This window comes from Anaerosporobacter mobilis DSM 15930, assembly GCF_900142955.1.
In the GTDB taxonomy this organism is placed as follows: Bacteria; Bacillota; Clostridia; order Lachnospirales; family Lachnospiraceae; genus Anaerosporobacter; species Anaerosporobacter mobilis.
In genome coordinates this window covers 117,616-140,829 of record NZ_FRCP01000005.1, presented here as the reverse complement: position 1 = coordinate 140,829, position 23,214 = coordinate 117,616, and the positions used below count along the sequence as shown (strand labels likewise).

Genomic DNA, 23,214 nt, shown 5'->3' with positions numbered 1-23,214 from the left:
TATATCTGACTAAAAAACAACGTGGAGGTAGCGATGAAAGAGGCATTACTGAGTGTGAGTGCGGCATTGGTTGCTGCAATCGTAATCATGATATTACACGAGTTACCGAAATCAATTATATATTGTGTAAGAAGTCTGGCAGAGTGGAAAGAACAGCCCAATTATGAACTTAGAAGAAAGCGAACAGCAAGGGATATATGTAAGTTATGGAAGTATATAGATCCAATAGGTTTATTATTGTGTGTTACCTCCTATTCTGGTTTTTCTAAACCTTATATGTATAGGATGAAAGATAGAAAGACGAATAAGATAGCTGGGTTTACTGGTTTTTTAATGCTTTTGTTGATAGCTGTATTAAATATATTGATAATAAGAACACAATTCATAGCTACTGATGTTACTGATATTACAAAAGTGCATAGCAATATTACAATTCTACTATCATTTTATTTCTTTTATTTTATGGCATATATTAGTATGAATATGCTCTTGATTAATTTAATCCCGATTTCCACCTTTGATATGGGATTACTCATTGCTGGTTATTCACCAAGTAAGTATTTTTCTATAATAAAAAATGATCATTATATCAAGCTGATATTACTATTTACTGTATTATTAGGAATCATATCTACAATTAGTGGTTTGATATTGAATACTTTATTAGTAATATAATAAAGAAAGATAAGAAAGATAAGAAAGATGGTGTAAGCATGGGGATACCTGTTAAGTTGGAAGCATTCGAGGGCCCGCTTGATTTACTTCTTCATTTAATTGATAAGAATAAAGTAAACATTTATGATATACCGATAGTCGAGATAACGAAACAGTATATGGAATATATACAAGCGATGGAAAAGAAGGATCTTGATGTTATGAGTGAGTTCCTAGTGATGGCAGCTACACTTGTTAATATTAAGGCCAAGATGCTTCTACCGAAAGAAAAGAATGAAGAGGATGAAGAAATAGATCCACGTCAAGAATTGGTAGAACGATTACTTGAATATAAGATGTATAGATACATCTCAACAGAATTAAAGGATAAGCAAGTTGATGCAGAAAAAGTGATTTTTAAAGGGGCATCCATTCCGAAAGAAATCTCTTCTTATAGAGAAGAAATTAATATAGAGGATATCCTTGGTGATCTGACTTTAGCAAAACTACATGAGATTTTTGAATCTGTTCTTAAGCGTCAGGAAGATAAGATTGACCCAATAAGAAGTACTTTTGGTAAGATAGAAAAAGAAGAGATTACATTAAGTGATAAGATGATAGATATTGAGGATTATGCTAGGAGACATAAGAACTTTAGTTTCCGGAAGATGCTAGAATTTGCACAATCTAAGATGGAAGTTATTGTTACTTTCCTTGGTATTCTCGAGCTTATGAAAGTCGGAAAGATTGAGATATATCAAGAAGAAGTCTTTGAAGATATTCAGATACAATATAAGGGACAAGCAGAATAAAGGATAAGAGTTTTTTTTGTAGAGAGGAGCACTTTTGTTAAGATGGAGATTAGCAAGATAGAAGCTATAATAGAAGCAATATTGTTTACCATGGGAGAAGCAGTAGAGTTAGAACGGATTGCGGCTGCGGTTGGACATGACGAGGTGACAACTAAAAAAGTGATTCGAAACATGATGGACAAGTATGATACGAATGATCGTGGAATTCAGATTATTGAGCTTGGAAGGTCCTATCAGATGTGTACCAAAGCTTCTATGTATGAGTCGATTATTAAATTAACCCATATACCAAGGAAACATGTACTTACTGATGTTCTACTAGAAACATTATCTATTATTGCATATAAGCAACCTATAACCAAGTTAGAGATAGAGCAGATTCGTGGAGTTAAGACAGACCATGCAATTAATAAACTTATTGAGTATAACTTGGTTTGTGAAGTTGGCAGACTTGATGCACCAGGTAGACCAATATTAGTTGGTACGACTGAGGAGTTCTTAAGGAGTTTTGGAATTGCTTCCCTTGAGGACTTACCTGTAATTAATCCTGAAGTGGTTGAGGATTTTAAACAAGAAGCAGAAGAAGAAGTACAATTAAAATTAGAAGTATAGTTAAAAGCCATTACAAACAATGATAGTATTGTAATGGCTTTTTTTTTGTAGTGCGATAACGTGAAATTTCAATTGTGATAAAATAGTATTCTAGAAGGGCTATTTAATAAGGAAATGAAGGAATTGAATGAAAAGTATACAAAAGAGCATACAATTAATAGATATTAATAAAGTAATATGTAATATAAATATAAAATAAAGCGACAAAAATTGTGCATTAAAACAAATAAAATGTCTTGCTTAATGAAATGTATAGTGATAACATATAATTGATAAAAAAATATCAAAGACATGAGAAAGGGGCTTACCATGTTAACGCAAGACGAAATGAGAAGGATTGATGCAATCATGTTGTCACATGATTATAACCAAGCGGCAGTGATTGCAATATTACAGGAAGTACAAAAAGAATATCGTTACTTACCTGAAGATGCTTTATGTTACATAGCAAAGGGATTAAGCTTAAGTGAGGCTAAGGTTTATGGAGTGGCTACATTCTATGAGAATTTCTCTTTAGAGCCAAAAGGTAAGTATGTTATAAAATGTTGTGATGGAACAGCATGCCATGTACGTGGCTCGATTCCAATTCTAGAGGAGTTTCGAAAACAACTGGGAGTAACAGAGAAAAACCCAACAACAGAAGATATGCTATTCACAGTGGAGACAGTATCTTGTCTTGGAGCTTGTGGATTAGCTCCGGTTATTACCGTTAATGAAGCAGTACATGCAGCAATGACACCAAAGAAGGCAGCAGAATTAATTGCTATGTTAAAGGAGGAAGCTGCAGATGAGAATTAATACGAGAGAAGAATTAGAAGCAAAACGTAAGGTGCTCAAACAAGCTCTTTCTACGCAATACAAACAGATTCTAATCTGTGCTGGAACCGGTTGTGTAGCTGGTGGTTCTCTTGATATATATGCAAGACTACAAGAATTAATTGAAGCAAATGGATTAAATTGTTCCGTAACGTTAGAAGAGGAACCACATGATCCTTCTATTGGCCTTAAGAAGAGTGGATGTCATGGTTTTTGTGAGATGGGACCCCTTCTTCGTATTGAGCCAATGGGGTGGCTTTACATTAAGGTAACTGTAGAAGATTGCGAAGATATCATAGAGAAGAGCATTCTAGGTGATGAAGTTGTTGAACGCCTTGTCTATAGAGACCAAGATGGTAATATATATAAGGAACAAGAGGAGATTCCGTTCTATCGTCAACAAACGCGAGTTGCACTAGAGCATTGTGGACAAATTAATGCAGAATCTATAGCAGAATACATAGCAGAAGGTGGATACTCTGCGGTAGCGAAAGCATTGTATGATATGACTTCTGAGGATATTGTTAATGAAATCACAGAGTCTTGTTTACGTGGCCGTGGGGGCGGTGGTTTCCCAACGGGTAGAAAGTGGGCACAAGTATTACGCCAGGAAGAAGAAACAAAATACGTTGTATGTAACGGAGATGAAGGAGATCCAGGTGCATTTATGGATCGTAGTATGATGGAGGGCGATCCTCATCGTGTAATTGAAGGTATGATTATTGCAGGTATCGCAACGAAAGCGACACATGGTTATATCTATGTACGTGCAGAATATCCTTTAGCAGTTTCCCGTTTGCAAACAGCAATTGAACAAGCTGAGGCATATGGTCTCCTTGGTGAGAATATATTAAATTCAGGGTTTGGTTTTGATCTTAAAATTAGCCAAGGTGCCGGTGCCTTCGTATGTGGTGAAGGTAGTGCATTAACGGCCTCTATTGAGGGCAACCGTGGTATGCCAAGAGTTAAGCCTCCTCGTACTGTAGAGAAAGGTTTGTTTGAAAAACCGACGGTATTAAACAACGTTGAAACCTTCTGTAATGTGCCACCAATCATTAACAAAGGTGCAAAATGGTATCAAACAATGGGGCCTGAGAAGAATCATGGTACGAAAGCATTTGCATTGACAGGCAACGTTCAAAATACAGGCCTAATTGAAGTTCCAATGGGTACTACATTACGTGAAGTAATCTTCGACATTGGTGGTGGTGTTAAAGGTGGTGACTTCAAAGCTGTACAAATCGGTGGTCCGTCTGGTGGTTGTCTATGTATAAGCGCAACGGAAAATCACCTTGATTTAAAACTAGATTTTGACTCTCTAAAGAAAGTTGGAGCCATGATTGGTAGTGGTGGTCTTGTTGTAATGAACGACAAGAGCTGTATGGTTGAAGTAGCAAAATTCTTCATGAATTTCACGCAGAATGAATCTTGTGGTAAATGCGTACCTTGTAGAGAAGGTACAAAACGTATGTTAGAGTTACTAACTGATATTGTTGAAGGTAGAGGTACGCTAGAACATATTGATTTGTTAGAAGAATTGGCACAGACAATCTCTGCGACTGCACTTTGTGGACTTGGAAAGACAGCAGCATTCCCAGTTGTCAGTACTTTAAAATACTTTAGAGACGAGTATATTGCCCATGTAGTGGATAAGAAATGTCCTGCAGGACAATGTAAAGCATTAGTTTCTCTTCAAATTGATCCAGAGCTTTGTAAGGGTTGTAGTAAATGTTCTAGAATATGCCCAGTTGGTGCAATATCTGGCGAAATAAAGAGCCCATACAAGATTGACCAAAGCAAATGTATCAAATGTGGTGCTTGCAAGGATTGCTGTAATTTCCATGCGGTCATAGAAGTGTAGGGAGCGAAAGGAGAGAATACAATGTCAAAGTATATGATTATAGATGGCAACAGAGTGGAATTTGACGATGAGAAGAATATCTTAACATTAGTTCGAAAGGCTGGAATTGACTTACCTACCTTCTGTTACTATTCAGATTTATCCATTTATGGGGCATGTAGAATGTGCGTGGTGGAGGATGAATGGGGTGGGATCCTTGCCTCTTGTTCAACACCTCCAAGAGATAAGATGATTGTTAAAACAAACACACCAAAATTACATCAACATAGAAAGATGATTCTAGAGTTATTATTGGCTGCTCATTGTAGAGATTGTACTGTTTGTGAGAAAAATGGTAAATGTAGACTGCAAGAGTTAGCACACCGATTTGGACTGAAAGATATTCGCTTCAAGAACACGTCGGAAGAAGCACCACTTGATACTTCTTCAAAAGCAATCGTAAGAGAGCCAAGTAAGTGTATCTTATGTGGTGACTGTGTGAGAATGTGTAATGAGATTCAGAATGTTGGAGCAATTGATTTTGCTCACCGTGGTGCTAAGATGGTAGTAACGCCAGCATTCGGAAGAGATTTGGCAGATACAAATTGTGTGAATTGTGGTCAATGTGCCGCTGTCTGTCCAACGGGAGCTATTATTGTAAAGAGTAACCTTAAGGATGTATGGAAAGCATTATATGATGATTCAAAGCGAGTTGTAGTACAAGTAGCTCCAGCAGTTCGAGTTGCACTTGGCGAAGAATTCGGTCTATCAGCTGGTGAGAACGTAATGGGTAAGATTGTTGCTGCACTTCGTAGACTCGGCTTCGATGAGATTTACGATACATCTGTAAGTGCTGACTTAACCGTTATGGAAGAATCAAAAGAATTTGTTAAGAAATTAGAATCAGGTGATACTACATATCCGCTATTTACGTCGTGTTGTCCTGCTTGGGTTAGTTATGCACAGACGAAGCATCCTGAACTTACAAAGTATGTTTCATCTTGTAAGTCACCAATGGAGATGTTTGGTACTGTAATTAAAGAACATTTTAAGTCCCGTGATATAATGGACAATAAAACAACAATTTCTGTTGCGGTAATGCCATGTACAGCTAAGAAAGCAGAGGCTGCAAGAGAGGAATTTACTCGTAATGATATACCAGATGTAGATTATGTAATTACTACAACTGAACTTGTTAAGATGATTAAAGAAATCGGTATCCAATTCAACGAGTTAGAATCAGAAGCTACTGATATGCCATTCTCCTTATATTCAGGAGCAGGTGTTATCTTCGGCGTTACAGGTGGTGTTACAGAAGCAGTAATAAGGCGAGTAGTGGAAGATAAGAGCCAACAAGTTCTAAAGGAAATCGAATTCCTTGGAGTTCGTGGTTTAGAAGGAGTTAAAGTCTGTGAATTACCAATGGGTGAATTAACGCTAAAGATTGGTATTGTAAGCGGACTTGGTAATGCAGAAAAACTAATTAAGAAGATTGAAAGTGGAGAAGAATATTTCGATTTTGTTGAGGTAATGGCATGTCCAGGTGGCTGTATTAGCGGTGCAGGCCAACCATTCTCACATCAACCTGAAAAACTAGATCGTGCAAAGGGAATTTACAAGGCTGATAAAGTCTCACAAATCAAGAGAAGCGAAGAAAATCCACTTATGATGGCTTTATACGATGGTATGTTAAAACATCGTACGCATGAATTGTTACATGTGGAATATCGTAGTGATAACGTATAAGTTGGTTGCAAGTTATTAATTAGAGTGTCAAAAGCCAATTTAAGTTTTTAACTCGTCAATTTGCACAAATTTATGTGCGAATATGTTATGCCAAACGTAGTTCATTCGCAACACGCTCTCGCCCCGCTGAAGTTCGTAGTGGTACGTAAGGCTCTAAAATACAGAGCCTAAGTACCAACGACTTCATACAGTTGCTCATCGAACTACGTTCGGTATAACATTAGTCTGGTTTTGTATGTGCAAATTGACGAAGGCAAGTTTTTTGAGAGCTTTTGACACTATAACCAGTTATTAAATCGACGTTACCAAATTGAGAGGTAATCGTGATTGAGGAGGCTGTTGCTTATGTTAATTAGTGTTTGTATTGGGAGTGCATGTCATTTAAAAGGTTCGTATGATGTAATTGATAAGTTACAAGAGTTGGTGGAAGATAATGATCTTGGAGACCAAGTCGAACTGAAAGCTGTATTCTGTCTCGGGAATTGTCAGAATGGAGTGTCTGTAAAGATTGACGAAGAAGAGAACGTATACAGTGTAACCAAGAAAACAGTTAACACGTTCTTTGAAGATGTAATTAAAACAAAATTAACAGCTTAGTTAAGTCCTAAAAGAAAGGGAGGAAATCACATGTGGATTTTCTCTTTTTCATTTTCAAGTCAAACTGATAGTAATACCTCCTCTTTTTGTGTTTCGTAAGAATTTCTTTCTTGCTTTTTTAATAAGAATACTATATCTTAATACTGTATAACATTTTAATTAATCGATAAAATGTCCAACCAGAAATACGTATACATATGGAATTTCTGTTAATAATAACGTGCAGTAGTATGGAGGAAGGTAAACTATGGATAACGATAATAAGATAAATAATCTTGACGATACCCTTGATTGGGAATATATGCAAGACTTCTATGAGGAAGGTCCTAGAAAAGAAGTGAAATCCTTAGAGGAGTATGCTCTAGGTGATGATGAGCCGTTAAGTGAGAGTATTGAGGAAGTCAATAAAAGTAATGAAACGTTATTGAAGACGATTAAAGATGTGAAAGACGTAAGAGAACTATTAAGCACAGGAAAGTCAGTAGCTGAAATCGCAGAAGTTTTACATGCTGATGCAGATTATATTCATACAATTGCCATTACGCTTGGATATAATACAGAAGACAGTGGTGATATTGCAATTGCACATCTTGTAATGATGGAAAACGAATAAATAATCTAAAATTTACCTCTAAATTGATGTAGGATATCTACCATCAGTTTAGAGGTTTTTTCTTTAATTAATTATTGACAATCACTTTACGTACAAGCTTCAACAAACGACTGAAACAGCTCCCGCATCTCTTCAGTACGTGCAAACATCATTTCCGGATGCCACTGAACAGCGATACCATAGGGGTAATCTTTGATTTCCATTGCTTCAATTACCTTGTCAGAACTACGACCAACTACTTGAAGGTTCACACCAGGTACGCCGACTGCTTGATGATGATAGCTGTTAACGAAGATACTATCCCCAAACAATTCATATAATTTAGAATTAGGTTCTAGATCTACTTTGTGAATGCCACGATACCGTTCAGATTTTTGCATATGTAGGATCGTTTTGTTAGGTATATCGTCCATATCTTGATAAATCGTTCCACCCAGACATATATTAAGTAACTGTATACCCCGACATATGGCGAGTATTGGTTTCCTGCTACGGAGGATCTTCTTGGTTAATGCGATTTGGAATGCATCTAGTTTATTGTTTACTGTTCCAAGGTTCGTGGAAGGTTCTTCGTTAAAATAAATTGGATTAATATCTACGCCACCACTTAATATAAAACCATCACAGAGGTTTACATAGGTGTTAAGCATTTCGTATCTCATAATTGGAGGGATAATAATCGGTACTGCGTTGACTTTTTCAAGAGCTAGAACATATTCGTCGTTAACATACATGTGATCGGTTCCAAGGTAATCAGCGAATGTTATGTTAGCAAGAATGCCTATAATTGGAGGTGAAGACAAAAGAATTCCTTCTTTCCTATTCAATATAATTAAGTATATTGTGGTTATAGGAAATTCTATTCATTAAGTTTTTGGGTGTGAAAGAGATGGATATTTAGTTAGAATAATGATAGTGGAAAATTGACAATTATACTAAAAAGTAGTATATTTAATATAGTAGTACATTATAAACCACTAAGTGAATTTCTCGATCATTTTAACTGACTTAATAGGAGAATATTCAGTAATTACGTGAATAACTAAAAAATATGGAAGGGGTATTACAATATGGAAAAAATCAAAGATTTGGTATATGAATTATCACAGTTACCAGAAATAACAGCAATAACATTAGGAGGATCAAGAGCTTCTGGCTATAAGGATGAAGACTCGGATTATGATGTTTATGTATATTGTGATAATCCAGTGCCGGCTATAACGAGAGAAGCTATCTTGAAAAAATATTGCAAATACATAGAAATGACGAATACATATTGGGAAGAAGAGGATGATTGTATCTTGAATTCGGGTACTGTTATTGAACTTATTTATCGTGATCGTTGTTTGTTTGAAGAGCAATTAGAAGCTACTGTATTTAATGGAAATGCGAATAATGGATATACTACATGTATGTGGAGCAACCTAATGTCGAGTATTGTTTTGTATGAAAAAGAAGAAGTATATTCAAAATTAAAAGAAAGATTTAATATTGCTTATCCTAGTGTCCTAAAGAAAAATATCATTAATAAGAATTATCAACTACTAACGGGGCATATTCCATCATATGATGAGCAAATAAAAAAAGCATATAAGAGAAAAGACATGGTAAGTGTTAACCATAGAGTTACAGAATATATAGCAACGTATTTTGATTTGATATTTGCTGCGAATGAGATGTTACATCCAGGCGAAAAACGTATGATTACCATTGCGATTGACCACTGTACGTATCTACCAAGCAACATTGACGATATTTCAAATCTACTAGAGAATCTATCAAATGAAGATAAAGCAATGTATTATCTTAATCAATTAACGGAGAACATGTCCAAATTTATTGTAAAATATAATTTGCTACCTTGAGTTAATGAGGATTAATTGTTATAATATATGGTAGCTTGCACAAAGCCTTTAATACAAGGTTAAGGTTACCTTAGTTGTAACTTAATTTCTACTAAAAGATAGGAGTTTTCAATGCTAGAGAAATTTTATCCAGATGAATATGTGGACAGTGCATATTCAATTGACTTTAAAACATTATTTGATATGGGATATAGGGGAATCTTGTTCGACATCGATAACACACTTGTTGAGCATGGTGCGGATGCTACAGAACGTGCTAAAAATCTATTTGTTAAATTAAGAGAAATTGGCTTCTCTGTATGTTTAATTTCAAATAATCAAAAAGACCGAGTAGAAAGATTTAATAAAGATATTCAAGCTAATTATATTTACAATGCACATAAACCTAGTACTAAGAATTACTTCAAAGCAATGGAGTTAATGGGAACAACACCAAAGAATTCGATCTTTGTTGGAGATCAGTTGTTTACAGATGTATATGGTGCAAAACGGGCAGGAATGACTTCGTATTTGGCAAAACCAATTGACTCGAAAGAAGAAATACAAATTGTGCTTAAGAGATATCTTGAGCGTATTGTGTTACATTACTATAGAAAACACTTATCAAACAAACATAAGGATGGTAGTAATTATGAGAATTCTAATCATTAATGGGCCTAATATTAACTTTATTGGTATACGTGAAAAGGAAATCTATGGGCAAGAGGGATTTGCTAAACTATTAAAGATGTTAGAGCAAAAGGCTAAAGAAGAAGGAATTGAGATAGAAACCTTTCAAAGTAATGGAGAAGGCGAAATAATTGATCGTATTCAAAAAGCATATTTTGAAGAGATGGATGGTATAATTATCAATCCAGGAGCCTATACGCATTATAGTTATGCAATCTGTGATGCGTTAGCATCTGTTGAAATGCCTAAGATAGAAGTACATATCTCGAATGTACACAAAAGAGAAGAGTTTCGTCATGTATCAGTGACTGCACCTGCTTGTACAGGACAGATAGTAGGCTTGGGATTAAATGGTTACTTATATGCAGTGGAAGCAATTAAATCTATGATATCAAGTCAAAAGTAACTAACATAATTTTTTACGATGGAGGAAATACTAATGAATATTAAAGAAAGAGTTATCAATGTTTTAAATGAATTAAATCTAGATGCAGTTTTAGTATCAGATGGATATAATATGCGCTATATAAGCGGCTTTACTGGAGCTACAGGATATCTTTATGTATCAAGAAATCGATTTGTTATCTTAACAGATTTCCGTTATACAATCCAAGCAAATAGCGAAAGCAATGGGTTTGAAGTTATTGAAATTGGTAAAGGTGGTTACACAGCCGCAATCAATGACCTACTAGATACGGACAAAATTGAAAGACTTGGATTTGAAGATGACAATCTTTTATATGCAAGTTACAGTAGTTTGAATGAAAAACTTCACAAAAAAGAAATGGTTCCTGTTAAGGATGCATTAACTAAATTACGAATTGTCAAAACAGCAGAAGAGCTTGAGAACATTAAGATGGCAGAACACATTGGCGATATTGCATTTACTAAGATTCTAGAAGTTATCAAACCAGGTATGACAGAATTAGAAGTGGCTGCATACCTAGAATTCTTCATGAAAACCAATGGGGCTCAGGGGCTAAGCTTTGATTCAATCGTTGCTTCCGGTGTGAATTCTTCTATGTGTCATGCTACACCATCTGCTAAGAAGATTGAACTTGGTGACTTCTTAACAATGGATTTTGGCTGTATCTACAATGGTTATTGTTCCGATATGACAAGAACAATTGTTGTTGGTAAGGCATCTGAAGAGCAAAAAAATGTTTACAATACTGTATTAAAAGCGCAATTAGAAGCTCTTGATGCAATTCATGCAGGCGTAGTAGGAAAAGATATCGATAAAATTGCTAGAGATATTATTGATTCGACTAAATACAAAGGATGCTTTGGACATGGTCTTGGACATAGTGTTGGTTTATACATTCACGAAGACCCTAGATTCTCTGCTTCAGAAGAAAGTGTTATCTTAGCTAATGTAACAGAAACAGTTGAGCCTGGTATCTATATCGAAAACTTTGGTGGTGTACGTATCGAAGATTTAGTAGTTGTTACAGAAGATGGACATATTAACTTTACACATTCTGAGAAACAATTAATTGAATTATAGTTAAAATTTTGTAATACTGAAAAAAAACAGTTGAAAAATAGCGAATAATATTATAAACTTAATAAAGTTGATAATATGGGTTATCACGGGTTATCTGTTGCTTTACGCAACAGAACGTTAGATATGCAAAAGCATTAAGGAGGAATATCATAATGGTATCAGCAGGCGATTTTAGAAACGGCTTGACTATCGAATTAGATAATGGAATCTATCAAGTAATCGAATTCCAACATGTTAAACCTGGTAAAGGTGCTGCGTTTGTTAGAACAAAATTAAGAAATATTAAAAATGGTGGTGTAGTTGAAAAGACTTTCAGACCAACTGAAAAGTGTCCTCAAGCTCACATCGAAAGAAAAGATATGCAATATTTATATTCAGATGGTGATTTGTTCCACTTCATGGATGTAGAATCATATGATCAAATTGGTATGAGTGAAGATCAAGTAGGGGATTCATTAAAATTCGTTAAAGAAAACGATATGGTTAAAATGTGTTCTCATAATGGAGATGTGTACGCTATTGAACCACCTCTATTTGTTGAACTTGAAATCACTGAAACAGAACCAGGTGTTAAAGGTGATACAGCTACAGGTGCTACAAAGCCTGCAACAGTTGAAACAGGTGCTACAATTTATGTTCCATTATTCGTTAATCAAGGAGATAAAATCAGCATCGATACACGTACTGGAGAATATTTAAAGAGAGTGTAATTCACGATCGAAATAACAAAAGCGCAAAACTAAGAAAATCTAGTGTTTTCAAAGGGTTGCGCTTTTATTTGATGTTAGGAGGTTGGTATGAGTAAAAGAGTAAGAGTTAAACCAAGTAAAGGACAATCGATGGCGGGATTTTTTTGTGGGCTAATTTTTTGCTTTATAGGATTCTTTACCATTATTCCAATTTTCGGAGCCTTCGGATTAATATGGACGTTGATTGCGATTATTATGACTATTACACAAGGAATTAATGCTTTTACAGATAAGGGAATTGCTTCACATGAGATTACGATTGATGATGATATGCAGATGAATACAACAAGACAAAGAAAGAGTACTGAAGAAAGAATGAAAGAACTGCAAAGTTTATATGACGAAGGACTAGTGACTGGAGAAGAATATCAGCAGAAGCGTAAGGAAATACTAGAAGATATTTAATTGAATGTTTATAATAATGATAGACATATAATATACAACTTATGACAAATACAGAATAAATTGCCACAAAAAGTAATCAAAAATAATGATACCTTTTGTGGCAATTTTTAAGTTCTAGGGATAGTTTAGTTTACGAATCACTTTCTATCGGCTCGAAAGTTCTGCGATCATGTGTAGCAGGAGTATCATGAGCCTCTTTCATCGCTTGTTCACAGAAGAATTCTTGCGAGTTCAACCTAGCTTTTCCCCGCTTATCAACTTTTTCATAACTACCATCTGGTTTTAATATGTGCGCTTTAACGGTATCGTGAAGTTGTATATCTAAGATATTCTTAACTTCGGTTTGCAGATTCTCATCTTCAACTGGGAAGAGGATTTCTACACGTTTATCTAAGTTACGAGGCATCCAGTCAGCACTTCCCATATATACCTCTTCATATCCACTATTATAGAAGTAGAAGATTCTAGCATGTTCAAGGAAATTACCTACAATCGAACGAACGGTAATATTCTCAGAGACGCTTTCTACACCTACTTTCAAACAACAGATGCCACGTATGATTAATTCGATTTTTACCCCCGCGTTACTTGCTTCGTAAAGAGCAGCAATAATATCAGCATCACAAAGGGAATTCATCTTAGCAATAATATGGGCTTTCTCTCCGTTTTTGGCATGGAGTGTTTCACGTTTTATTAATTCAAGGAATTTATCACGTAGCCATAGTGGTGCCAAGGTTAATTTATTCCAACTTAGTGGTTCCGAATAACCAGATAACATGTTGAATACTGCAGTAGCATCTTCGCCAATTGGAGCGGAGCAGGTTAATAATCCCATGTCAGTATACAATTTAGCTGTAGAATCGTTGTAGTTACCCGTACCAAGATGAACATAACGACGAATCCCGTCTTCTTCTTTTCTTACAACTAGAGTAATTTTGCTATGTGTTTTAAGCCCTACAAGACCATAGATTACGTGGCAACCGGCCTTTTCAAGTTTCTTTGCCCAGATGATATTATTTTCTTCATCAAATCGTGCCTTTAATTCTACAAGTACGGACACTTGCTTTCCGTTTTCAGCAGCTTCTGCTAACGAAGCGATGATAGGGGAATGACTACTTACACGATATAAGGTTTGTTTAATTGCTAAAACATTAGGGTCTTTTGCAGCTTGGCGTACAAACTCTACAACCGGATCGAAGGTCTGATAGGGATGAAAGAGTAAGATATCATTTCTTCTAATTTGAGTAAATAGACCTTCTTCGTGATTAAGTGACTTTACTGGCTGAGGAATATATTTTGGTTTTTTGAGATGGTCAAATCCATCTAGTCCATAGATTTTCATTAAAAATGTTAAATCTAGTGGACCATTCACAGAATAGATATCTTCTTCTTTGATTCGAAGTTCCTTACGAAGAATCTTTAGAAGGCGTTTATCCATTTTATCTTCAACTTCTAATTTGATTGCCTCCCCCCATTGACGTTTCTTAAGCTGCTTCTGGATTTCAATTAGAAGGTCAGCAGCCTCATCTTCATCAATTGTTAAGTCAGCATTACGCATAACACGATAAGGGTAAGCGCAGACAACATCATAATTTAAGAATAATTTATTAATATTCTTTTCGATTATTTGCTCAAGAAGAATTAACGTTGTTACTTCAGGGTTAGATGAAGGAATCTGTACGACACGAGGAAGCACAGCTGGGACTTGAACAGTTGCAAAGTCATAAGCAACTGATGATTTCTTGTCACAAATTAAAGCACCAATATTCAACGATTTATTACGGATTAGAGGAAATGGTCTGGAAGAATCCACAGCCATCGGAGTCAATACAGGATACACATCAGTTTGGAAATATTGATCTACGTAATTGCTTTGCGAGCTGTCCAAATCTTCATATTGCGTAATAATTTGAATGTTGTTTTGCTTAAGTTGAGGAATAAATGAACGATTAAAGGTATTGTATTGGATAGTTACCAATTCGTGAGTTTTTATTGTAATCTGATCAAGCTGTTCCTTGGGTGATAAGCCAGCAATGTCAGGTTTTGTATAATTAGCATTTACCATATCCTTAAGGGAAGCCACACGAATCATAAAGAATTCATCTAAGTTTGAAGCGGTAATACTAAGGAATTTTAAGCGCTCTAATAATGGGAGGGTTTTATCCCTTGCTTCGCTAAGAACACGATAATTAAATTCAATCCAGCTTAATTCTCGGTTGGAATAGTAAGCCGGTTTATGATAATTGATTTTCGTAGTGCTCATATTCATCCGTCCTTTCTTTGTAGTTAACGTTTCTATTCAGTGTATCTTAGTTAACTTCTACGTTGTTTTAATTGTGGTCGAATACCATATACTTCTTCAAAGAATTCTGCTTTTTTTTCGAACAATCCACGCTCTAGTGTGGTATCTTCTAAAGTAGTACCAATTATCGTTAGTTGTCCATCTCTATAATTAACAGAGATGTTGGAAAATTTCTGTTTATGGCTCTTATCCATTGAGTTAGCAATTCTAAAGATTGCTGATAACTTGGATATCTTAATATACGTATCCTTATCAAAATTATTATTTATGTCTTCGTATTTTGGATAGCTACCGATATTGAAACGAACTAGATATGCAATTAATTCCCTTTCTGTATGGGATAATCCTATGATCTCAGTTGATAGAATAATATGGTAAGAATTCATAGCACCAGCATTTAAGTTAATATATTCTCCACAATTATGAAGAATAACTGCAATTTGTAATAGTAGACGGTCTCGACTGTTAAGACCGTGTAGTTTGGTTAGACTATCAAACAGTGTTAATGCAATGTATTCAACATTTTTTATATGTGATTGATTACAATGGTATCTCCTAGCTATATTTCTAGCGGCATTTAGAATATCTAATGTAAAGTCATGAGTAGGATTTACTTTTTGCTTCTTTTGGGCATAGTCGACTACTAAGCCATCTGTGAGAGTTACACCGGGAATCCACATAGTAGTAGCTTTGGTTTCTTCAAACATCTTGTAGTAAATCATAGCAGTCGGAACAAGTAAGTAAGCTTGTTCTTTCGACATCTGAAGGCAATTACTTATCTGACCTGAATTCCTAGATAATAATTTCGCATACAGAGAATAGAAACCACTACGATCTAGAGATTCTTTTGATTCTGAATGAAATTTTTGATCTTCTGTTTTTTCCAAATGTTTTTTAAATCGGAGCAAATCATTAAGATTATCTCCAACCGCAATAATATTACGCAAGTTAATATCTGATAAGAAAAAATCTTTGAATGTCTGCAGGTCATTGGTAATATATTCTTCTAAAAGGTTATTAAAGTTTGTTGTCTGGTTCTCCATAGTAGATAGAATTTCACGAATGCGAAGAGAACCAAGCTTAATATTCTGTGTGGTTATTAAAGAGCCTTTGTTGAATAGTGAAATCTGGATACTTCCTGCTCCCACATCGACAATAGCAGTGCCATGTTCAATTATTTGATTAAAACGTTGCTCTTTTAAGGCAACTGCCTTGTAAAGAAGGAATCTTTGTTCCGAGTTACTTAATATAGAAACTTTTAACTTTGAGGTAAGTTTAATCTGATCAATAATATGCAGATTATTAACTGCTTCTCGGAGTGCACTTGTTGCGCACGCCGTATAATCCTCTACTTGGTATTCCCTCATTTTCTTTGTGAAGCTCTGTAAAACTTGGCAGAGTTCATTTACCAGCGCATGGCTTATCTTGCCGTTTGTATAGGTATCTGAACCAAGTTCGATTGTATGACGTACATGATCAAGTTCTTTAATTCCATATTTTTTAGATACTTCGAATATTTTCATAGATACTTCATTTGATCCAACATCTATAGCTGCAAAGGTGTTTGGCATACGAACCCTCCTCTATATATTTTAATAATACACCCATTTTACTATTAATATAAAAAAAATGCTAGGTATAATGTGTAAATTCTTGTTGACATTTCCGTGTGATTGGTGTACTATGTAGCTATGACACTAGTATGCTGTTACACGAAAGAAGCAGTAAAGATTTAATCCTCGAAAGGAGGAGAGGTTATGGATTTCGATAATACAGTACCCATTTATCTGCAAGTAATTCGTCAGATAAAAAGTGATTTGATACAAGGGAACTTACAGTTAGGAGAGAAGATGCTCTCAACAAGAGAACTTGCAATTATGTATCAAATAAATCCGAATACGGCAAGTCGCATCTATAAGGAGTTGGAGCTAGAGGGAATATGTTTTACAAAGAGAGGATTGGGAACGTACGTGACTGAGGATCAGAATGTATTAATAACGATTAAAGAAGAGATGGCTGATACTGCCATTACTCAATTTGTAGAGAGCATGAAAAGTATTGGCTTTACAAAAGAAGATGTAGTTCGACTAGTAGAGCAACATTATTAAGGTTTGAAAAATGAAAGGAGTAGGATTGAATTATGTTAATTGATTGTAAGAATGTTCAGAAAAAATATTTGTCTAAAACAGCAGTTGAAGACATTAGTATTGAAATTGAAAAAGGTAAGATATATGCATTATTAGGTCCAAATGGTAGTGGAAAAACCACATGGATGAAGATGGTAGCTGGATTAAGTAAACCAACGAGTGGATATATTCTATTCAAGGGAGAGCCAATAGGAGTAAAGTCTAAGTCAAAAGTTGCATATATGCCAACAGAACCTTTCTATTATAATTATATGACTGTTCAAGATGTAGGAAAATATTATCAAGATTTTTTCGCGGATTTTGATATACAACGATATAATAGCCTAATTGAGCGTATGGAATTGAATCAGAAAGATAAGGCAAGAAACTTATCATCTGGTTTGGCAGCAAAACTAAAAATTGCCGCAACATTAGCAAGAAAAGCAGAGCTATACATGTTAGATGAACCTTTGAATGGAATAGATATTATAGCTAGAGAAAAAATTATAACAACAATTCTTGAAGGTGCCAGTGAAGATGCAAGTATCATCATATCCAGTCACTTGGTGGATGAGTTAGAGAAAGTAATCGATTTTGCGATCTTTATTAAGAATGGAAAAGTTGCTTTGCAAGGGGAAGCAGAACGACTACGTGAAGAAAAGAATGCTTCCATTGTTGAATTGTATAAGAGCATATATGCATAGGGGAGGAAGAATGATAATATGTGGAAATTAGTTAAGTATGAATTAAGAAAACAGATGCAATCAAAAGCAATTATATTCGGTATCGTGGCTTTATTAGAACTTGTTTGGTTTTTTGGACTTTTCGTGAAGAATAGTATGCTGCCTGGTACGTCAGGCCTCTTGTTCTTGGTAGCAAATATATCAATGATATATCTTTATTTTGAAAGCATAGTAACATTTTCTAATGATCTAAAGACGAAGAATAGTTATATGTTATTCATGACTCCGAATAGCAGTTACAAGATAGTAGGGGCTAAGATAGTAGCAAGTGGTATTCAGATCATTCTATACGGACTTTGTTTCTTTGGAATTGGTGCACTTGATATTGGAATCATGGCAATACGTTTTAGCGGTGTTTCGGAAGTCATAGAGATGATTAAGAAGTTCTTGAATCAATCTGTTCAGATTGATGTTGATATAACTTATGTATTTTTAAGTGTATTAAGTATTATAATAATGGGAATTTTTATATTATCACTGGCATATGTATCAATTACTTTAAGTGCAACATTCCTAGCTAATAAACCGTACAAAGGTTTTGTTAGTTTTGTGATTTTCGTATTAATCGTATTTGTACAAGAGAAAATTGTGTCAGCTGTACTAGGTAACGTACTATTAAGTGATCAAACGACGATAATCTTATCGTTAGTGTGGTATGCTGTGATGTCGGTATTGGCATATGTAGTTACTGCATGGATGTTAGATAAGAGAGTAAGCTTATAAGAACTTTAACAAAATATCACGATTAATTAATTCTAAAGTTATTTAATAGATACTGGATTTTTTTAGATAGAACGCTTATAATGTAAAGCAAACTAGAAAAGTATGTTTGCTTTACATTTTGTTATGCTTTTGTAAATATACGTAAGCATATGAGCTGTAAGGGTTAATAAGAATGGAGATAGTAGTATGAAAACAAAAGATTTTGATTTTTATTTACCAGAAGAATTGATAGCACAAGATCCGTTAGAAGATCGTTCAAGTTCAAGGCTTCTAGTATTGAATAAAGAAACCGGTGATATCGAACATCAAATATTTCATAACATCACTCAGTATCTAAGAAAAGGTGATTGCTTAGTAATTAATAATACGAAAGTAATACCAGCTCGTTTAATTGGTGAGAAAGAAGGTACTGGTGCTAAGATAGAGTTATTATTACTAAAACGTAAAGAAAACGATATTTGGGAAACACTTGTTAAACCTGGGAAAAAAGCCAGAGTAGGTACTAGAGTTGTCTTTGGTGATGGACTATTAATTGGTGAAATCGTAGATGTATTAGACGAAGGAAATCGTCTGGTTCAATTTCATTATCAAGGAATCTTTGAGGAAATTCTTGATCAGTTAGGTCAAATGCCATTACCTCCATATATTACTCATCAATTAGAAGATAAGAATCGTTATCAGACAGTATATGCCAAATATGAGGGCTCAGCAGCAGCGCCTACAGCAGGCTTACATTTTACGAAAGAATTATTAAAGCAAATAGAGGATATGGGAGTTGTTATTGCTAATGTAACACTACATGTTGGCTTAGGTACATTCCGTCCTGTAAAAGTGGATGATGTTCAAAGTCATCATATGCATTCTGAATTCTATCTTGTTGAAGAAGAAGAGGCAAAGAAGATTAATGATGCGAAAAAACACGGAAATCGTGTTATTTGCGTTGGTACAACAAGTTGCCGTACTGTTGAATCCGCTTCAGATGAGAATGGAATGGTGAAAGCCGGTAGCGGGGATACAGAGATCTTTATCTATCCAGGGTATAAGTTCAAAGTATTAGATGCTTTGATTACCAATTTTCATTTACCAGAATCTACATTACTAATGCTTGTTAGTGCATTAGCAGGAAAAGAACATATTATGCATGCATACGATATTGCTGTGAAAGAAAAATATCGTTTCTTTAGTTTTGGAGATGCAATGTTTATTAATACGAATGATTAATTGAATGTATGTAAAAGGGAAAGGGGAGAGCAAGTTTGAAAAAAATGTTATTTATCTACAATCCACAGGCTGGGAAGGGAAAAATTAAAAGTTCATTATCAGATATCATCGAGACTTTTGTTCAAGCTGATTATGAAGTGACAATCTATTCCACCAAGGAACGAGATGATGCGAGAAGAATAGCATTTGAAAAAGGTCAAGAATATGATTTAGTTGTTTGTTCAGGAGGAGATGGAACTTTAAATGAGGTGACTTCTGGATTGATGAAATGTCCACATGCACCTGTAATCGGATATCTACCTGCTGGAACGACGAATGATTTTGCATCTAGCATGGGAATACCGAAGAATATGGTGAAAGCGGCGGAAGCAGTTGTGAAAGGGGAACCATTTGCATATGATATTGGTTCTTTAAATGAACGATATTTTACGTATGTTGCAGGTTTTGGAGTGTTTACGAACGTATCTTATGAAACACCACAAACAACAAAGAATCTATTCGGTAGAGCAGCTTATATATTAGGGGGAATTATGAGCTTGGCTACTGTTAAATCCTATCGTGTAAGAGTTGAATATGATGATACAGTTATTGAAGATGAATTGATCTATGGTATGGTAACGAATGCGAATTCTGTAGGAGGATTTAAAGGAATTACCGGTAAAGATGTTGGATTAGATGATGGCGAATTTGAAGTTACATTAATTAAACGCCCTAAGAACATAGTAGAATTGCAACACATCGTCAATGCGCTGTTGGTAAGAGATCTCGGTGATAAATTCATATACTCTTTCCATGCTTCTAACTTAGATATTACATGTGAGGAGGAAGTTTCATGGACAATTGATGGCGAGTTTGGTGGTGCATATACACATATGCATCTTCAGAATCATCAACAAGCATTGTCTTACCTAACTACTACTATTACCGATAAGCAGGTAATTATTGAAGAGCAATAGGAAGAAAAGAAAAGCTTTTGCAAAAAGGTAGGAGGAATAATCCTAAAGTTTGCAAAAGCTTTTTGTTGTTACTTAATGTTTATTTACGTGCATATACTGTATAACGATATTTTTCCAGCAAAGTAACTGCTTTCATGGAAGATTCTTCATCATATAACTCAATGCGTAATACACCTTCCTCAAACTCACGATTGTGAATAATACCGATGTTTTTAATGCTAATATTATTACTAGCTAAGATGGTTGCGATAGTGGCGATAGCACCTGTTTCATCAAAGATATCAAGATATACTTCATATACCTGTTTTAACATACCAACTTTCTTGGTAGGAATGTTATCGCGGTATTCTCTAGCAGATTCAAAGAAATCATAGAGATAAGTTTCATCGCAATCAGAAAGTGCCCTGTTAATACGAGTAAGAGTTGATATGTAGCATTCAAGAAACTTGCGAATACTTTCTGTATTAGTTAAGCAGATATTTTGCCACATAATAGGAGAGGATGACGCGATTCTTGTAATATCTTTGAATCCTCCTGCCGCAAGCAGCCGCATCTTTTCATCTGGATCGTCACTTTCCTTGACCATGGTAACTAAACTAGAAGCTATTAGATGCGGTACATGACTAATTGCGGCGACTACATCATCGTGCTCGTTCGCATCGATAATTAGCGGGATAGAACCAATTCTCTTTACTAGATTGTAAAGGAAATCAATCTTATGTTGTTCTATCTGATCGGAAGGTGTTAGGATGTAATAGGCATTCTCAAGTATTATAGCATTTGAGTTAGCATATCCTGTTTTTTCAGATCCTGCCATAGGATGTCCGCCGATAAAGTAAGGGTTCATATTAAGCTCCTGGACAGCTTTGTGTATATTACCTTTCACACTACCTACATCTGTTATGATGCAGGTAGGTTTAATAATATTTTTTAATTCTTGTAAGTATTGTATATTAGTTAATACGGGGCAACATAGAAAGATTATATCGCATTGGCGGAAATCTTTAGCTAAGTCGGTTGAGATGAGATCAATTGTCCCATCCTCAAGCGCCATATCAAGGTTCGTATTTGCTCGATCTTTATAATAATTAAAGGCTATGATATTTGTATTTTCAAAGCGAAGCTTCATAGCCCTGGCAATTGATCCACCAATTAAACCAAAACCTATAAAGCCAGCAGTAACGTCTTCCATACGTAATCCTCCGATGATTTATAATGATTTACCCATAAGTGCTGCAAAAGGTCTTAACTCTTCACATAATTCCTCGAATTGAGGGAAAGTTAATGACTGAGGGCCGTCTGATAAAGCAGTAGCTGGGTTTGGATGTGTCTCGATCATTAGACCGTCAGCACCAACAGCAACAGCAGATTTTGCAAGTGGTTTTACATAGTTACGTACCCCTGTTGCATGGCTTGGGTCAACGATAATAGGAAGGTGACTCTTTTCTTTGATGACTGGAACTGCACTAATATCTAATGTGTTACGAGTTGCAGTTTCGAATGTACGAATACCACGTTCACATAGTACTACGTTTCTATTACCTTCCGCCATAATGTATTCAGAGGCATTCAACCATTCTTCAATTGTAGCAGATAGACCACGTTTTAGTAAGACTGGAAGACCAGTTTTTCCAACTTCCTTTAACAAATAGAAGTTTTGCATGTTTCTAGCACCAATTTGGAGCATATCTACATACTTAACAGCGCTTTCTATTGCCTCAAGACTTGTTACTTCGCAGATAACAGGAAGACCAGTTGCTTCACGTGCTTCTTTCATATAACGAAGACCTTCTTCTTCAAGTCCTTGGAAAGAGTAAGGGGAGGTTCTTGGTTTGTACGCACCACCACGAAGAATCTTAGCACCAGCTTTTTTGATAGCAATAGCAGTTTCTAAGACTTGATCATGACTCTCAACGGCACATGGACCTGACATGATAACAAGATCTTTACCACCAATCTCAACATTACCTACAGTAACGATAGATGGTTCTGGGTGGAATTTCTTGTTTGCTAATTTATATGTTTCTGTAACGGGAACAATTTTCTCTACGCCTGGTGCTATTTCTAGATTCTGTTCCACGATTTTGGACTTATCACCTACAACGCCAATAATAGTGACCTCTTTTCCAGCGGATAGATGTGCTTCTAATCCTTTTGCTGTAATCATATCCACGATGTTTTTAATAGATGCTTCAGAAGCATTTGGTTTCATAACGATAATCATAATATATTCTCCATTCTCTAACAGTATTACCAAT

The 23,214-nt window shown here is 35.3% G+C and carries 24 protein-coding genes; 19 read left to right on the top strand and 5 right to left on the bottom strand.

Annotation, left to right across the window (positions count from 1 at the left end; translation table 11 throughout):
- The first annotated feature begins 33 nt into the window (after positions 1 to 33).
- From BUB90_RS00545 to BUB90_RS00510, 8 genes are all read left to right on the top strand, one after another.
- Positions 34 to 675 carry a hypothetical protein gene (locus tag BUB90_RS00545; RefSeq protein ID WP_073281662.1) on the top strand — a complete coding sequence of 214 codons (642 nt, stop codon included), beginning with the start codon at positions 34 to 36 and terminating at the stop codon, positions 673 to 675.
- Between the two features lie 38 nt (positions 676 to 713).
- A complete protein-coding gene (locus BUB90_RS00540; protein WP_073281660.1) occupies positions 714 to 1,466 on the top strand; it encodes a segregation and condensation protein A in 753 nt (250 codons plus the stop codon).
- Between the two features lie 42 nt (positions 1,467 to 1,508).
- Positions 1,509 to 2,078 (top strand): SMC-Scp complex subunit ScpB, encoded by a 570-nt coding sequence (gene scpB, locus BUB90_RS00535; protein ID WP_073281658.1) that lies wholly within the window; start codon positions 1,509 to 1,511, stop codon positions 2,076 to 2,078.
- Positions 2,079 to 2,387: 309 nt separating this feature from the next.
- Complete coding sequence (gene nuoE / locus BUB90_RS00530) at positions 2,388 to 2,876, top strand: NADH-quinone oxidoreductase subunit NuoE (RefSeq protein WP_073281656.1); 489 nt, start codon at positions 2,388 to 2,390, stop codon at positions 2,874 to 2,876.
- A complete protein-coding gene (locus BUB90_RS00525) occupies positions 2,866 to 4,755 on the top strand; it encodes an NADH-quinone oxidoreductase subunit NuoF (RefSeq protein ID WP_073281653.1) in 1,890 nt (629 codons plus the stop codon). The genes nuoE and BUB90_RS00525 overlap by 11 nt, the downstream gene beginning before the upstream one ends.
- A gap of 21 nt (positions 4,756 to 4,776) precedes the next feature.
- On the top strand, positions 4,777 to 6,480 hold the full coding sequence (locus BUB90_RS00520) for a [FeFe] hydrogenase, group A (protein ID WP_073281651.1): 1,704 nt from the start codon (positions 4,777 to 4,779) through the stop codon (positions 6,478 to 6,480).
- A 345-nt stretch (positions 6,481 to 6,825) separates the two neighbouring features.
- Positions 6,826 to 7,077: a (2Fe-2S) ferredoxin domain-containing protein gene (locus tag BUB90_RS00515; RefSeq protein WP_073281649.1), complete on the top strand. Its 252-nt coding sequence runs from the start codon at positions 6,826 to 6,828 to the stop codon at positions 7,075 to 7,077.
- Between the two features lie 247 nt (positions 7,078 to 7,324).
- Positions 7,325 to 7,690 carry a hypothetical protein gene (locus tag BUB90_RS00510; RefSeq protein WP_073281647.1) on the top strand — a complete coding sequence of 122 codons (366 nt, stop codon included), beginning with the start codon at positions 7,325 to 7,327 and terminating at the stop codon, positions 7,688 to 7,690.
- An 86-nt stretch (positions 7,691 to 7,776) separates the two neighbouring features.
- Here the strand turns inward: BUB90_RS00510 and BUB90_RS00505 are convergent, their stop codons facing one another.
- Entirely contained in the window at positions 7,777 to 8,493 is a 717-nt protein-coding gene (locus BUB90_RS00505) for a gamma-glutamyl-gamma-aminobutyrate hydrolase family protein (RefSeq protein ID WP_170865418.1), read from the bottom strand.
- 267 nt (positions 8,494 to 8,760) lie between these two features.
- On the opposite strand from BUB90_RS00505, the gene BUB90_RS00500 reads away from it, so the two are divergent.
- The 6 genes from BUB90_RS00500 (at position 8,761) to BUB90_RS00475 (ending at position 12,885) form a co-directional block, all read left to right on the top strand.
- Positions 8,761 to 9,555, top strand: coding sequence for a nucleotidyltransferase domain-containing protein (locus BUB90_RS00500; protein WP_073281645.1), 795 nt, complete (start codon positions 8,761 to 8,763; stop codon positions 9,553 to 9,555).
- A gap of 111 nt (positions 9,556 to 9,666) precedes the next feature.
- Positions 9,667 to 10,206, top strand: a complete 540-nt coding sequence (locus BUB90_RS00495; RefSeq protein WP_073281643.1) for a YqeG family HAD IIIA-type phosphatase — start codon at positions 9,667 to 9,669, stop codon at positions 10,204 to 10,206.
- Positions 10,187 to 10,630: a type II 3-dehydroquinate dehydratase gene (gene aroQ, locus BUB90_RS00490; RefSeq protein ID WP_073281641.1), complete on the top strand. Its 444-nt coding sequence runs from the start codon at positions 10,187 to 10,189 to the stop codon at positions 10,628 to 10,630. Before BUB90_RS00495 ends, aroQ begins: the two co-directional genes overlap by 20 nt.
- A 33-nt stretch (positions 10,631 to 10,663) precedes the next feature.
- Entirely contained in the window at positions 10,664 to 11,731 is a 1,068-nt protein-coding gene (locus BUB90_RS00485) for a M24 family metallopeptidase (protein ID WP_073281639.1), read from the top strand.
- 152 nt (positions 11,732 to 11,883) lie between these two features.
- The gene (gene efp / locus BUB90_RS00480) at positions 11,884 to 12,441 is read left to right on the top strand and encodes an elongation factor P (RefSeq protein ID WP_073281638.1); all 558 of its coding nucleotides are present in this window, start codon (positions 11,884 to 11,886) and stop codon (positions 12,439 to 12,441) included.
- 87 nt (positions 12,442 to 12,528) lie between these two features.
- On the top strand, positions 12,529 to 12,885 hold the full coding sequence (locus BUB90_RS00475) for an SHOCT domain-containing protein (protein WP_073281636.1): 357 nt from the start codon (positions 12,529 to 12,531) through the stop codon (positions 12,883 to 12,885).
- A 130-nt stretch (positions 12,886 to 13,015) separates the two neighbouring features.
- On the opposite strand, the gene BUB90_RS00470 is transcribed toward BUB90_RS00475, so the two are convergent.
- Complete coding sequence (locus BUB90_RS00470) at positions 13,016 to 15,148, bottom strand: RNA degradosome polyphosphate kinase (protein WP_330393706.1); 2,133 nt, start codon at positions 15,146 to 15,148, stop codon at positions 13,016 to 13,018.
- A 50-nt stretch (positions 15,149 to 15,198) separates the two neighbouring features.
- On the bottom strand, positions 15,199 to 16,758 hold the full coding sequence (locus BUB90_RS00465; RefSeq protein ID WP_073281632.1) for a Ppx/GppA phosphatase family protein: 1,560 nt from the start codon (positions 16,756 to 16,758) through the stop codon (positions 15,199 to 15,201).
- Positions 16,759 to 16,944: 186 nt separating this feature from the next.
- On the opposite strand from BUB90_RS00465, the gene BUB90_RS00460 reads away from it, so the two are divergent.
- From BUB90_RS00460 to BUB90_RS00440, 5 genes are all read left to right on the top strand, one after another.
- Positions 16,945 to 17,295, top strand: a complete 351-nt coding sequence (locus BUB90_RS00460; RefSeq protein WP_073281630.1) for a GntR family transcriptional regulator — start codon at positions 16,945 to 16,947, stop codon at positions 17,293 to 17,295.
- A 32-nt stretch (positions 17,296 to 17,327) separates the two neighbouring features.
- Positions 17,328 to 18,017 carry an ABC transporter ATP-binding protein gene (locus BUB90_RS00455; protein ID WP_073281628.1) on the top strand — a complete coding sequence of 230 codons (690 nt, stop codon included), beginning with the start codon at positions 17,328 to 17,330 and terminating at the stop codon, positions 18,015 to 18,017.
- Between the two features lie 18 nt (positions 18,018 to 18,035).
- The gene (locus tag BUB90_RS00450; RefSeq protein ID WP_073281626.1) at positions 18,036 to 18,779 is read left to right on the top strand and encodes a hypothetical protein; all 744 of its coding nucleotides are present in this window, start codon (positions 18,036 to 18,038) and stop codon (positions 18,777 to 18,779) included.
- Between the two features lie 186 nt (positions 18,780 to 18,965).
- A complete protein-coding gene (gene queA, locus BUB90_RS00445; RefSeq protein ID WP_073281624.1) occupies positions 18,966 to 20,000 on the top strand; it encodes a tRNA preQ1(34) S-adenosylmethionine ribosyltransferase-isomerase QueA in 1,035 nt (344 codons plus the stop codon).
- Positions 20,001 to 20,044: 44 nt separating this feature from the next.
- Positions 20,045 to 20,956: a diacylglycerol/lipid kinase family protein gene (locus tag BUB90_RS00440; protein WP_073282515.1), complete on the top strand. Its 912-nt coding sequence runs from the start codon at positions 20,045 to 20,047 to the stop codon at positions 20,954 to 20,956.
- Between the two features lie 79 nt (positions 20,957 to 21,035).
- On the opposite strand, the gene BUB90_RS00435 is transcribed toward BUB90_RS00440, so the two are convergent.
- On the bottom strand, positions 21,036 to 22,148 hold the full coding sequence (locus tag BUB90_RS00435; RefSeq protein ID WP_073281622.1) for a prephenate dehydrogenase: 1,113 nt from the start codon (positions 22,146 to 22,148) through the stop codon (positions 21,036 to 21,038).
- Positions 22,149 to 22,166: 18 nt separating this feature from the next.
- The gene (gene aroF / locus BUB90_RS00430) at positions 22,167 to 23,180 is read right to left on the bottom strand and encodes a 3-deoxy-7-phosphoheptulonate synthase (RefSeq protein WP_073281620.1); all 1,014 of its coding nucleotides are present in this window, start codon (positions 23,178 to 23,180) and stop codon (positions 22,167 to 22,169) included.
- Positions 23,181 to 23,214: the final 34 nt, after the last annotated feature.